Genomic DNA, 12,702 nt, shown 5'->3' with positions numbered 1-12,702 from the left:
ATACCAATGGATCAGAAGCAGATCGACCGCATCAACGAGCTGGCCCGGAAGGCCAAGAGCCCGGAGGGCCTGACAGAGTGGGAGGAGGCCGAACGGGCCGCCCTGCGCCGGGAATATGTGGATTCCGTACTGGGCAGCCTGCGGGGACAGCTGGACAACACCTATCTTGTGGACGAAAAGGGCAACAAGCGGAAGCTGGGCAAAAAGGGGGAGTGAGCCATGGCGGAAAGACCCAAAAAGGACAACGACTGGGTCGCCTGGGCGCTCATCGTCTTCCTGTTTGCGGTGGGGCTTTCCCCGCTGGCGCTGTTGCTGCTGTTTTTGAAGCTCTTCAAGGGCGACGATAAAAAGAAGGAACTGCCGGAGAAAAAGTCCCGTGAGCCGGAGCGGGTGGACTCGGGACAGGCCAGTCGGGCACGACAGGCGGTCAGCAAGGTGACCCGCTCCCCGGCGGTGAAGAAATCCAACGCCAGAAAGCTGGAGATCGCCGGTGCCGTGATCTTCGCCCTGGGTCTTATGAGCGCCATGTCCCCGCTGGACATGATCCTGTCGGGCTACGTGGCCGGCTGGATCGGGGACCTGGTGCAGGCTCTGTGCGTCGCTGCTGCCGGCGGGGCGCTGTTTGGTGCCGGTACCTCCATGGATAAGGCTGTGAAGCGCTACGGCAAATATCTGACGGTGATGGGCGACCGGGACGCCGTTCCGGTGGAGGAACTGGCCCGGACTCTGGGCTATCCCAGACGCCGGGTGGAGAAGGACCTGCAGAAGATGATCGACAAGGGATATTTCGGCGGGAAGGCGTACCTTCACGCGGAACTGGGATATCTGCTGCGGGGCAAGGATGGCGCCGAGGCCCTGCTGCGGCAGCGGCAGGCGGCACAGACTCCAATAGAGCCGCCCAAGGAGACGGAGGAGGGCTATTCCGGCATCTTGCGGAATATCCGGCGGGCCAATGACCGCATTGCGGACCCGGTGCTGTCCGCCAAGATTGACCGCATCGAGGAGATCACCGCCAGAATTTTTCAGGTGGTGGAGGCGGACCCCAAAAAGCGAACCCGCATCGATACCTTCCTGAATTATTATCTGCCCACCACCCAGAAGCTGCTAGACTCCTACGCCCAGTTTGAGCAGGCCGGGGTGGAGGGAGAGAACCTGCGGCAGGCCAAGCAGCGGATCGAGACCACCATGGACACCATCGTCAAGGGCTTTGAGCATCAGCTGGACGAACTGTACAAGCCCGACGCCCTGGACGTGGACAGTGACATCCGGGTGCTGGAGACCATGCTGCGATGGGACACCGCCAGCACTGCGGAGGACTTCCATCTGAACGAAAAAATGCCGGAAAAGTGAAAAAAGAACGACTCCCATTACCGTAGAGTAACGAGAGTCGTTTTCTTTTAGAATATTTACTGCTCCGAAGCGTCCCGGAAGTCCACATCCACAGCGTCCTGCTGGACATCGGCGGCCTTTTCAGCCTGCCTGATGGCCTGGGTGACCTGGGTGGAGATCCAGATGTCGCTGACGCCGTCGTAGATCAGCACGGCGCCGATGATGCGGACCACGGTGGTGAAGGCCTGGAAGGGTGCCAGCACCAGCAGCAGGCCCAACGCCAGGGTGACGGCGCCCAGGATGGCAGCGGCTCCCCAACGGGCGGACTGGTTTTTCCGCAGGGTCAGGGCACCGCCCAGATTGCTGATGCCGTGGAAGCAGATCAGCACGCCGATGATCCGGGGAATGATGACGGCGATCAAAGTGGGGCGGGCCATGAGCCAGACGCCAACAGCGGCCAGAATGACGCCGGTCAGAAGATGGGCAGCGGAGTAGAGGGTGCCGTCCCGGTTGCGGAGGAACTTGAAGATATCCGACAGACCGCACAGCACCAGCACTGCCCCAAGCAGCAGACACAGGGCGCTGGTGGAGCGCTCCGGCCACAGCAGCAGTACCAGGCCCAGCAGGATATACAGGATGGCGGAGAAGAGAGCGTTTGCCTTGATGCGTTTCAGCAGATTTGTCATGGTCACCGCTCCTAACTGTTATAAGTATCATTAGTATACGCCTGTTTTTGTGGTTTTGAAAGGGTTTCCCGCCAAAAACTGCGGAATTTTCAAAGGTTGCATTTTGCACCGCCCCGTGGTATCATGTACATCTGAAAATCATTCTCAAATTGAAAGAGGACCATTCTGTGAAAAAGCTTTTGCTGTGTATTTGCTGTATGTTGTTGCTGGCGGGCTGCGCCCCGACGGAGCCCGCCCCGGAGAGGGACGACGGGCGGCTCCGGATTGTGGCCACGGTATTTCCGGCCTATGATTTTGCCCGTGCCGCCGCCGGAGACCGGGCGGATGTGACGCTGCTGCTGCCCCCGGGCGTGGAGAGCCACTCCTACGAGCCCACTCCGGCGGATATCCTGGCGGTGCAGAACTGCGACCTGTTCATTTACCTCGGCGGCGAGAGCGACGCCTGGGTGGACACCATCCTGACGGCGGTCCAGCCCAGGGGAGAGACCCTGCGGATGGTGGACTGCGTGGACCTGCTGGAGGAGGAGCATGTGGAGGGCATGCAGGAGGAGCGGGGACACGATCATGACCACCACGAGGACGAACACGAACCCCATGAGGAACTGGAGGACGGCCACGGTCTGGGAGAGGTGACGGGTATGGACGAACATGTCTGGACCTCCCCTGCCAATGCGGCGGCAATCACTTTGTCCATCGGCGAAAAATTAGCGGAACTGGACGGCACCCACGGGGAGACATACCGGAAGAATGCCGAAGGATATGCGGCGGAGCTGATGGACCTGGACCGGCAGTTTGAGGTGTTTTTCGATGCTCAGCCCAGCCGGACCATCGTCTTCGGCGACCGTTTCCCCCTGCGGTACTTCGCGGAGCGGTATGACCTGGACTATTACGCGGCTTTCCCCGGCTGTGGGACCCAGACGGAGCCTTCTGCGGCCACCATTGCCTACCTGACGGAGAAGGTGCGGACGGAACAGCTCCCTACCGTCTGGTATATCGAGTTTTCCAACCATCTGGTGGCGGACTGCATCGCGGAGGCCACCGAAACCCGGACCGCCATGTTCCACACCTGCCACAACGTATCCAAGGCGGAGATCGAAAGCGGCGCCACCTATCTCTCCCTGATGGAGGGAAATCTGGAGACGCTTCAACAATACTTTACCTGATATACAAACTCCCCACAGCCCTTTGGCTGTGGGGAGTTTTGGCTTATTTCATGCGCTTCAGGGTCTCCAGCACCATGGTCCACAGGCGCTGCACGGAGGCGATGTGCAGCCGTTCCCGGCAGGTGTGGATCTCCGTCAGGTCTGGGCCCATGGAGACGCAGTCCAGGCCGGGGAGTTTCCCGGCGAAGATGCCGCACTCCACACCGGCGTGGATGGCCTCGATCTTGGGCTCGTGGCCGTACTGCTGGGTGAAGACCTCCACCAGCAGTTCACGCAGGGGAGAGTCGGGGCGGTACTCCCAGCCGGAGTAATCACCGAAGACCTCCACGGTGCCGCCCAGGGTCTCTGTCAGACAAACCAGTCGTTCCACCAGCATCTGCTTCTGACTGTCCACGCTGCTGCGGACACAGAAGGAGGCGTACACAGTGCTCTCCTCCGTGGTCAGGATGCCCAGATTCAGAGAGGTCTGCACAAGACCGGAAATGTCGGCGCTCATGGCCTGGATGCCGTTGGGGGCGCAGGTGAGGAAGGCCAGCATACGGCGGGAGGAATCTTCGTCCATGGGCAAACCGGCACCGCCGTCAGTAACGGAGACGAACACCGCCGGGTCCGTGGTCCGGTACTCGTTTTTCAGCTCGGCGTCCAACCGGGCGCAGACGGCCTTTGCCTCCTGGGCGTCCGCGGCGGACACCACGGCAGAGGCCTCCCGGGGGATGGCGTTGTCCTTCAGGCCGCCGTCAGCGGAGATCAGGCGCAGCTCGCTCTCCAGACCGCAGGCATTCAGCACACGGCCCAGCAGCATGCAGGCGTTGCCCAGCCCCTTGTCGATCTCCACACCGGAATGGCCGCCCCGCAGGCCACCTACGGTAATGGTGAGGTTTTCGCCGCCGAAATCTTCCCGGCGGACGGGAAGGGTGCAGCGGGTCACATTGCCGCCGGCACAGCTGACGGTAAAGACCCCCTCCACCTCGGAGTCCAGATTCAGCATCCGCCGGCCATGGAGCATGGAAACGTCCTCCATACCCACGGCACCCAGCATGCCGATCTCCTCGTCCACGGTAAAGACCGCCTCCAGCCGGGGATGGGGGATATCGTTCGCGTCCAGGATCGCCAGGGCCATGGCGACCGCAATGCCGTCATCGCCGCCCAGAGTGGTGCCCCTGGCATAGACGGTGTCGCCCTCTACGGCCAGGTCCAGCCCTTCCATATCCATATCCTTGGCACAGTCGGGGGCCTTTTCGCAGACCATGTCCATGTGGCCCTGGAGGATGACCGGCTCCGCGTCCTCGTAGCCGGGCGTGGCTTTCTTGATGATGATGACGTTATTCAGCTGGTCCTGATAGGCCTCCAGCTTCCGTTCCCGGGCGAAGGCCATCAGCCAGTCGCTAGCGGCCTTGGTATTGCCGGAGCCGTGGGGGATAGCACACATCTCTTCGAAGAAGCGGAATACGCCCTTGGGCTCCAGGTTTTCCAAAATCGACATGGTAATTGCTCCTTTACAGGTTGATGATTTATTTCTTCAGGCGGTAGCTTCCGCCGTTAATAGGCTCCATATACTGCTGATCCAGCAGAAAGTCGATGACCTGACCGGCCACTTTGTTGCCGTCCTGCACCCGGACCTTGTGGCGGGACCAAAAGGGGCCCACCGTTATGCCATCCACCAGCGCCGCGATCTCGGCTTTCGTGACGGTGCCGTGCTTTTTCAGATGCTTTACCACCCGGCTGCCGCAGGCACTCATGAGGCTCCGCTGCAGGTCTTCCCGCTGGTCCATGGATTTTTTCAGGCCCCAGGCGTAGAGGATGGCAGCGGCCACGGCAAACAGGAGGATGCCAAGAATGATTTGTCCCGTGGTCATTTCGGCATCCTGTCCTTTCCGGCATAATAGATGAACCCGTTGTTCCGCAGGATCTGCATATACTTCGCCAGCCGTTCGTACAGGGGCTCGGCGTCCTTGCCGAACTCCGCCTTCACCAGCTCCGCGATGTCGCCCACCGTCCGCCTGCCGTCGATCAGGGGGAAGATGAAGCTGCCCATGGTGTCCAGGTCGATGTGGCTGACCCGGGGGCGGTGGAAGAACTTCTGGGCGATCCAGGCGTAAAAGCCCCGGTGGACCATGTGGATGGTGACTTTGCCGGTTTCATCCCTGTCCCAGCTGTTTTTCTCAGAGATGGCCGGGATGAAGTCCAAATAGTTTTCCTGTTTTTTCGCCATAACGGCCCTCCTGTAAAAACTGGGCTATATACCATAGTATATAGCCCAGTTCTTCATTTTACAATGAATATTCCATCAATTTTTGGCGGCTTTCTTGCCCTTGTTGCAGAAGAAGATGATGGATGCCAGCAGCACGGCGAAGAACGCCAGACCACCGATGTTGCCCAGGCTGATGATGCCGGAGATATCGGTGTTGATGTTCAGCACGGCGAAGACAGCCAGCAGGATGCCCACCACGCCCTCACCGGCGATCATGCCGGAGGTGTACAGGATGCCGGACTGGATGCTGTCGTTCTTCTCCTTCTCAGAGGCGTACTTTCGCTTCTCCACAAACAGCCGCACCAGGCCGCCCAGCATGATGCCGGCGTTCAGGTGGATGGGCAGGTAGATGCCGATGGCCACGGGCAGAACAGGCAGGCCCAGGATCTCGATGGCCACAGCGATGAATACGCCGGTGAACACCAGAGCCCAGGGCATCTCGCCGCCCATGACGCCCTCGATGACCATCTTCATCATCATGGCCTGGGGAGCGCCCAGTTCCTCGGAGCCAAAGCCCCAGGCGGCGTTCAGCAGGTACAGGATGGCACCGATGGCGACGGCGGAGACGCAGACACCGATCAGCTCACCGTACTGCTGCTTCTTGGGGGTGGCGCCCAGCAGGAAGCCGGTCTTCAGGTCCTGAGAGGTATCGCCCGCAATAGCGGCGATGATGCAGATCACGGAGCCGATGGCGATGGCGCCCACCATGCCGGAAGCACCGGTGGAGCCGGTGGCCTTCAGGATGATGGTGGCGATCAGCAGGGTGGCGATGGCCATGCCGGAGACGGGGTTGTTGGAGGAGCCGATCAGGCCCACCATGCGGGAGGAAACGGTTGCGAAGAAGAAGCCGAAGATCAGGACGATCAGGGCACCGATGAAGCTGACGGGGATGCTGGGGAACAGCCACATGAACACGGCGATGGCCAGGCACACCACCAGGACCACCTTCATGGAGATGTCCTGCTCCGTGCGCAGCACACCGGCGCTGCCCTTGCCGTAATCTTTGAAGGCCGCCACGAAGGTACGGACGATCATAGGCAGGGACTTGATCAGGCTGATGATGCCGCCGGCCGCCAGAGCGCCGGCGCCGATGTAGCGGATGAACTTGCTCCACAGGTTCCAGGTGCCGCCGTCGGCCCACAGCTCGGCCACGCTCATGGTGGCGGGATAGATGACCAGGTCACTGCCGAACAGGGCGATCATGGGCATCAGCACGAACCAGGCAATGGTGCTGCCCGCGAACATGTAGGAGGAAATGCGGGGGCCGCAGATGTAGCCCACGCCGGCCAGGGCGGGCAGTACATCCACGCCAAAGCCGGAGCCCTTATAGGCGTCGATGGTGTAGTCCACCTCGCTGGGGAACAGCTTCAGGCCGTCGGCCACGAACTTGTAGATGGCGGCAATGCCCAGGCCCCAGAACACGGTGGAGGCCTTGGCGCCGCCCTCTTCGCCGGCCATCAGGACCTCGGCGCAGGCCTTGCCCTCGGGATAGCCCAGGGTGCCGTGCTCCTTGACGATCAGAGCAGAGCGCAGGGGGATCATCATCATGATGCCCAGCACGCCGCCGCACAGGGCGATCAGGCCGATCTCCACCATGGAGGGCACGTCGCACAGGCCCTCGGCAGCCCACATGAACAGGGCGGGCATGGTGAAAATGGCACCGGCTGCCAGGGACTCACCGGCGGAGCCGATGGTCTGGACCATGTTGTTCTCCAGAATGGAGTCCCGCTTGAAAATGAAACGGATGACGCCCATGGAGATGACCGCCGCGGGGATGGATGCGGAAACGGTCATGCCAACGCGCAGACCCAGATAGGCGTTGGCGCCGCCGAACAGGACAGCCAGCAATGCACCGAGGATCACAGAGAACACGGTGAATTCAGGCACGACCTTGTCCGCCGGAATGTAGGGTTGGAATTTCTTCTCTTCCACGTTTTTTCTCCTCTTTCTTTTTCTTTCCTGCGGCAGCGCTTTACCGTGATACTGCCGCATATGTGTCCACCATAGACGCACACAAAGGGCATTATACGGGAAAAGCACACCGAAGTCAAGGAAAAACGACATGATTTTCAGATATTTTCCCGGGTGTTTTTGTGTTATTTGCGAAAAAAAGGAACGTCCGCAAGGAACGTTCCTTTTTCTGTCAGCGTTTGCCCCGGCGGGAGGGGGTGGAGGGTTTCCGGGGAGAGGAATGCCCTCCGGAGGCGGACCCACGTCCCTTTTGACCGGAGGTGGGGCGGCGTTCTTTGGAGACAGGGGTTTTCCCGGTTTTACCGCCTGCGGGCTTGCGGTCCTTTCCCCGGACATTCTTCTGCCCTGAGGAGACCTTTTTGCCTGGCTTTCCGCCGCCGGAAACGGACTTCTGTCCGGCGTAGGGACGGTTCCCACCCGGGGGCCGGATCAGGCACTCTTTTCCGAAGCCGATCAGGTCCTCCCGTCCGGCCTTTTCCAGGGCCTCCCGCACCAGATAGTAGTTCTTGGGGTTTCGGTATTGAATCAGGGCCCGCTGCATGGCCTTCTCGTGGGGGTCTGTGGCCACATACACGGGCTTCATGGTCCGGGGGTCCAGACCGGTGTAGTACATGACGGTGGAGATGGTGGAGGGGGTGGGATAGAAGTCCTGCACCTGCTCCGGCATGTAGCCCAGGTCCCGCAGGTACTCCGCCAGGGCCACGGCTTCCTTCAGCGTGGAGCCGGGGTGGCTGCTCATGAGGTAGGGCACCACGAACTGCTTTTTGCCCAGCCGCTCATTGAGCCGCTGGTACTTGGTGAGAAATTTTTCGTAGACGGCGTTGGGGGGTTTGCCCATCATCTTCAGCACCGGGTCCGCGATGTGCTCCGGGGCCACCTTCAGCTGACCGGAGATGTGGTGCTCCACCATCTCACGCAGGAAGGTCTCGTTTTTGTCGCACAGCAGATAGTCGAAACGGATGCCGCTGCGGATGAACACTTTTTTCACCCCCGGCAGCGCCCGGAGCTTCCGAAGCAGCTCCAGATAGTCCATGTGATCCACCTGGAGGTTTTTGCAGGGGGTGGGGAACAGGCACTGGCGGTTGGGACAAACGCCTTTCGTCAGCTGCTTCTGGCAGCTGGGATGGCGGAAGTTGGCGGTGGGACCACCCACGTCGTGGATGTAGCCCTTGAAGTCCGGCTCCGCGATGACCTGCTTGGCCTCGTCCATGATGGCCTCGTGGCTGCGGACCTGGATGATGCGGCCCTGGTGGAAGGTCAGGGCGCAGAAGGAGCAGCCGCCGAAGCAGCCCCGGTTGGAGGTCAGACTGAACTTGACCTCCTCAATGGCGGGGACGCCCCCGGCCTTTTCATAGGAGGGGTGGTAGGTCCGCATGTAGGGCAGGGCGTAGACATGGTCCATCTCTCCGGTGGAGAGGGGCTCCTGGGGTGGGTTCTGCACCACATAGCAGTGCGCCTGTTCGTAGGGTTCCACCAGTCGCTTGGCTACGAAGGGGTCCGTGTTGCAGTATTGCTTGTAGAAGCTCTCGGCATAGGTGCGGCGGCTGGCGTTCAGGGCCTCCCAGGAGGGGAGGGTCAGGGCGTCGTACACGCTTTCCAGGCTGTCGGTCTTGTAGACAGAACCCCGGATGTAGGTGATGTCAGACACCGCCAGACCGCTGTCCAGGGCCTCCGCCACCTCCAGAATACTGCGCTCGCCCATACCGTAGAGCAGCAGGTCCGCCTGGGCGTCCAGCAGCAGGGAGCGCTTCATGGCGTCGGACCAGTAGTCGTAGTGGGCCAGGCGGCGGAGGCTGGCCTCAATGCCGCCCACCACAATGGGCTTGTGGGGATACCGCTGGCGGATCAGGTTGCAGTAGACAGTGGCGGCGTGGTCCGGCCGCTTGCCAGTGACGCCGCCGGGGGTAAAGGCGTCGGTTTTGCGGCGCTTCTTGGACACAGAGTAGTGGTTCACCATGGAGTCCATGTTGCCGCCCATCACCAAAAAGGCAAGACGGGGCTCCCCCAGGGCCTGGATGCTGGCGGGGTTCTTCCAGTCTGGCTGGGAGATGATGCCCACCTTATAGCCCGCGTCCTCCAGCACCCGGGAGATGATGGCGTGGCCGAAGGTGGGGTGGTCCACATAGGCGTCTCCGATCACATATACAAAATCACATTGGTCCCAGCCCCGGCGCTTCATGTCCGACCGGGAAATGGGAAGAAAATCTCGTTCCATAGCACTACCTCTTCGGGTTGATGGAAACAGTATAACAGATGACGCGAAAAATGTCGATATCCAAGAAAAGGGCGCTCCGGCAAATGCCGGAGCGGCCTTATGGAAATGCGGTAACCGTCAGTCTGCCATGATGGCCCGGACTGCGGAGGCGGTGTCCGTCTTGGGGAACAGCTCGTAGCCCAGCAGGCCGGTGTAGCCGGTCTCCTCCAGGCAGGTGTACACGGTCCGGTAGTTGATCTCGCCGGTGCCCGGCTCGTGGCGGCCCGGGGCATCGGCGATGTGGACATGGCCGATCTGGTCGCCGTAGGCCTGGATATTGCCGCAGAGATCACCTTCGTTCAGCTGCATGTGATAGGCGTCGTACAGAATTTTCAGCATGGGGGAGCCGATAAGGCGGGTCAGTTCGGCGGCCATTTGAGTGGTTTGGAGGAAATTGCCCGGGTGGTCCGTGACGATGTTCAGAGCCTCCAGGTTCATGCGGATGCCGCTTTCCTCCGCCAGCCTGGCGCAGTTCCGCAGGGTATCGAACATGGCGCAGAGCTTGACCGTGTGACTCAGCTCCGAATAGGCGTTCAGCACCACGCCGCCCTCACCCAGACCGTTGGAGTGGATGGTGAGGGACCGGGCGCCCACCCGCTTGGCGGCATCCACGGAACGGCGCAGAAAGGCCAGATAGTCCTTTTTCTGAGCGGGGTCCACCAGGGAGAGTGCGGCGTCGCCGTTGAAGCCGGCAATGCCGATGCCCGCCTGCCGGGCGGCGGCCCGGAGGGCGTCCAGGTCCTTGTCCTCCCAGCTCCAGAATTCCACAAAGGCAAAGCCGTCCGCCTTGGCGGCTCCGAAGCGCTCCAGGAAGGGCAGCTCGGTATACAGGGTTTCAATGCAGGCACATTTTTGCAAAGACATGATAGTTCCTCCCGAATCAGCCCGCGAAGCGGCAGGCGTTGTAGATGCAGATGGCGATGATAAGGCACAGCAGGCCGGCAAACAGCTTGTCCGTGGTGGCGGCGGAGATCTTTCTGTTGACCTTGGAGCCGATGATGCCGCCCAGCACCCCCGCCGGGACCATCAGCAGCAAGTAGGCCCAGGGGAACTCCGGGATGGTGCCCTTGACGCAGGAGGTCAGGAAGCTGGCGAGCTGGGAGAACATAATGATGTACAGGGAGTTGGCAGCGGCCTTCTTGGTGTCCATGGAAAATGCGAAGTACAGCACTGCCAGGTTGATGGGCCCGCCGCCGATTCCCAGGAAGGAGGAGAGGATGCCCATGACGCCGCCGATGGCGGCGCAGGCCACGGGATTCTTCACCTGATAGGAGGGGATGCGCTGGCGGAGGAAGGCGCTGTATACCAGAGTCAGCAGGGTCACAATGGCCAGCACGATGGCCTGCACCATGCCCACCAGATCGTCCTGGCCCGCGGCGGCCTTCACCGCCTGGAACAGGGCGTTGCCCACGATGCCGCCCACCACGGCGCCTATGGCCAGCAGGCTGCCGGTCCGCAGCTCCACCAGATGGGCCTTCCGCTGACGGAAGACGGAGATGACGGACATGGACAGCACTGTCAGGCCGGACAGGAAGCTGATGGCGCTGACGCTCATGATGTTCATGGCGTCCAGCACCGGCTTGATGATGACGCCGCCGCCGATGCCGCAGATGCCGCCGATGACGGAGGCGGCCAGACAGATGATAAAAATGAGAACGCCCATGGGAAGGACCTCTTTTCAGATAGAATGACAGTTCATAACGCTTGCATTATCATAGCAGAGTTTGGGGATGGGGTCAATCGCCGACGGGAACAGGGGAGACGGCGCCGACAGCTCTGATTCAGTAGTTGAACTTGTCGATGCTGACGGAGTCGCAGTACCGGGCCTTCAAAGCCTGCAGTTGGGCAAAGATCTCCGTGCTGCAATGGGCGTCCTGTAAACGCTGCTCCGTCCAGGTCTCCACCAGCAGCAGGTCATCCGGCGCCTCGGCGGCAAAGAAGTAATCGTATTTCAGATTGCCCTCCTCGTGGATGGAGTTTTCCCGGACGCCCAGATCGCACAGAGCGTGGTAGAAGTCTTCCCGCTGACCGGGCTTGCAGTGATAGGTGACATTCCAAGTTAACATAACAAAACTCCTTTTTGTAGTTTAGGGTTCCGGTACCAGTTGAGCCATGTCCTCCGGGAGGGGGGCCGTCAGGCGCAGTACCTCCCCGGTGACGGGGTGGGTCAGGGTCAGGGCATAGGAATGAAGAGCGGGACGGGGAATCAGGGCCGGGTCCTCGGTGCCGTAGAGCCAGTCCCCCGCCAGGGGGTGGCCGATGGAGGCCATATGGACCCGCAGCTGGTGGGTGCGTCCCGTCTCCGGGAGCAGCTTCACCAGGGACAAGCCTCCTCGTTTGGACAGCACCTCGTAGTGGGACACGGCGGGCAGGCCGTCGGGCCGCACCATCCGGGCCACGGTGGAGGTCTCGTCCCGGCCGATGGGGGCATCGATGGTGCCGATCTCCGGCTCCGGACAGCCCAAGCAGACGGCCCGGTACTCCCGGCGGAAGCGGTCCGTATGAAGGCTGCGGCGCAGCAGGTCGTGGACGTAGCCGCTTTTGGCTACCACCATCAATCCGGTGGTGCCCTTGTCCAGCCGGTTCACCGAATGGAAGATGAAGTCCGTGCCCCGGCTCCAGGCCAGGGCCCCTGCCACGGTGGGGGTATCCGGCAGGAAGTTGGAGGCGTGGGCCGTCATGCCGGCGGGCTTGTTTACCACCAGCAGGTAGCCGTCCTCCCACACGATGGGCAGAGGCCAGTCACCGGGCGTGGGCAGGACCTTGGGCGGCCGGTGGTCCCCGGCTTCCGCCGTTACCACGTCCCCGGTGTGGAGAACGAAGGTGGTCCGGGTGTGCTGCCCGTTCACCAGAATGCCGTTTTCCGCCCGGGTCAGACGGGAGATGGCGTGGGAAGAGAAATGCAGCTTGGCTTTCAGAATATGGCGGACGGTGGCGCCGTCCTCCTGGGGGGAGACGGTGTAAGAAACGGTTTCCAGAGGCTTGGCCCCCTTTCGGTTTTCAGCATAGCACAAAAATCGGCGTTTGCATAGATGGACCGTGGGAATA

The 12,702-nt window shown here is 61.3% G+C and carries 13 protein-coding genes; 3 read left to right on the top strand and 10 right to left on the bottom strand.

Features of this window, described 5'->3' with window-relative positions:
• Positions 1-6: 6 nt before the first annotated feature.
• Both JQM66_RS01990 and JQM66_RS01985 read left to right on the top strand, forming a co-directional pair.
• Positions 7-216, top strand: coding sequence for a DUF896 domain-containing protein (locus JQM66_RS01990; protein WP_235228136.1), 210 nt, complete (start codon positions 7-9; stop codon positions 214-216).
• Positions 217-219: 3 nt separating this feature from the next.
• Entirely contained in the window at positions 220-1,350 is a 1,131-nt protein-coding gene (locus JQM66_RS01985) for a 5-bromo-4-chloroindolyl phosphate hydrolysis family protein (RefSeq protein ID WP_235228135.1), read from the top strand.
• Positions 1,351-1,406: 56 nt separating this feature from the next.
• Here the strand turns inward: JQM66_RS01985 and JQM66_RS01980 are convergent, their stop codons facing one another.
• A complete protein-coding gene (locus JQM66_RS01980) occupies positions 1,407-2,015 on the bottom strand; it encodes an HdeD family acid-resistance protein (protein WP_235228134.1) in 609 nt (202 codons plus the stop codon).
• Between the two features lie 167 nt (positions 2,016-2,182).
• Between JQM66_RS01980 and JQM66_RS01975 the strand changes: the two genes are divergently transcribed.
• Complete coding sequence (locus tag JQM66_RS01975) at positions 2,183-3,178, top strand: metal ABC transporter substrate-binding protein (RefSeq protein ID WP_235228133.1); 996 nt, start codon at positions 2,183-2,185, stop codon at positions 3,176-3,178.
• 43 nt (positions 3,179-3,221) lie between these two features.
• Here the strand turns inward: JQM66_RS01975 and JQM66_RS01970 are convergent, their stop codons facing one another.
• The 9 genes from JQM66_RS01970 to JQM66_RS01930 form a co-directional block, all read right to left on the bottom strand.
• Positions 3,222-4,661 (bottom strand): aminoacyl-histidine dipeptidase, encoded by a 1,440-nt coding sequence (locus JQM66_RS01970; protein WP_235228132.1) that lies wholly within the window; start codon positions 4,659-4,661, stop codon positions 3,222-3,224.
• Positions 4,662-4,689: 28 nt separating this feature from the next.
• A complete protein-coding gene (locus JQM66_RS01965; RefSeq protein WP_235228131.1) occupies positions 4,690-5,034 on the bottom strand; it encodes a hypothetical protein in 345 nt (114 codons plus the stop codon).
• Positions 5,031-5,390 (bottom strand): PqqD family protein, encoded by a 360-nt coding sequence (locus JQM66_RS01960; protein ID WP_235228130.1) that lies wholly within the window; start codon positions 5,388-5,390, stop codon positions 5,031-5,033. The genes JQM66_RS01965 and JQM66_RS01960 overlap by 4 nt, the downstream gene beginning before the upstream one ends.
• A 75-nt stretch (positions 5,391-5,465) precedes the next feature.
• Positions 5,466-7,361, bottom strand: a complete 1,896-nt coding sequence (locus tag JQM66_RS01955; protein ID WP_235228129.1) for an OPT family oligopeptide transporter — start codon at positions 7,359-7,361, stop codon at positions 5,466-5,468.
• 211 nt (positions 7,362-7,572) lie between these two features.
• On the bottom strand, positions 7,573-9,615 hold the full coding sequence (locus JQM66_RS01950) for a YgiQ family radical SAM protein (RefSeq protein ID WP_235228128.1): 2,043 nt from the start codon (positions 9,613-9,615) through the stop codon (positions 7,573-7,575).
• A 117-nt stretch (positions 9,616-9,732) separates the two neighbouring features.
• Complete coding sequence (locus JQM66_RS01945; RefSeq protein ID WP_235228127.1) at positions 9,733-10,518, bottom strand: hydroxypyruvate isomerase family protein; 786 nt, start codon at positions 10,516-10,518, stop codon at positions 9,733-9,735.
• Positions 10,519-10,534: 16 nt separating this feature from the next.
• Positions 10,535-11,317 (bottom strand): sulfite exporter TauE/SafE family protein, encoded by a 783-nt coding sequence (locus JQM66_RS01940; RefSeq protein WP_235228126.1) that lies wholly within the window; start codon positions 11,315-11,317, stop codon positions 10,535-10,537.
• A 118-nt stretch (positions 11,318-11,435) separates the two neighbouring features.
• On the bottom strand, positions 11,436-11,720 hold the full coding sequence (locus tag JQM66_RS01935) for a putative quinol monooxygenase (protein WP_235228125.1): 285 nt from the start codon (positions 11,718-11,720) through the stop codon (positions 11,436-11,438).
• A 21-nt stretch (positions 11,721-11,741) separates the two neighbouring features.
• Positions 11,742-12,668 (bottom strand): RluA family pseudouridine synthase, encoded by a 927-nt coding sequence (locus tag JQM66_RS01930; RefSeq protein ID WP_235228124.1) that lies wholly within the window; start codon positions 12,666-12,668, stop codon positions 11,742-11,744.
• Positions 12,669-12,702 lie beyond the last annotated feature (34 nt).

Source organism: Oscillibacter valericigenes (genome assembly GCF_021531915.1).
GTDB lineage: Bacteria > Bacillota > Clostridia > Oscillospirales > Oscillospiraceae > Oscillibacter > Oscillibacter valericigenes_A.
Note: the sequence above shows the minus strand (reverse complement) of the source record. Positions and strands in the feature narration are given on the sequence as shown.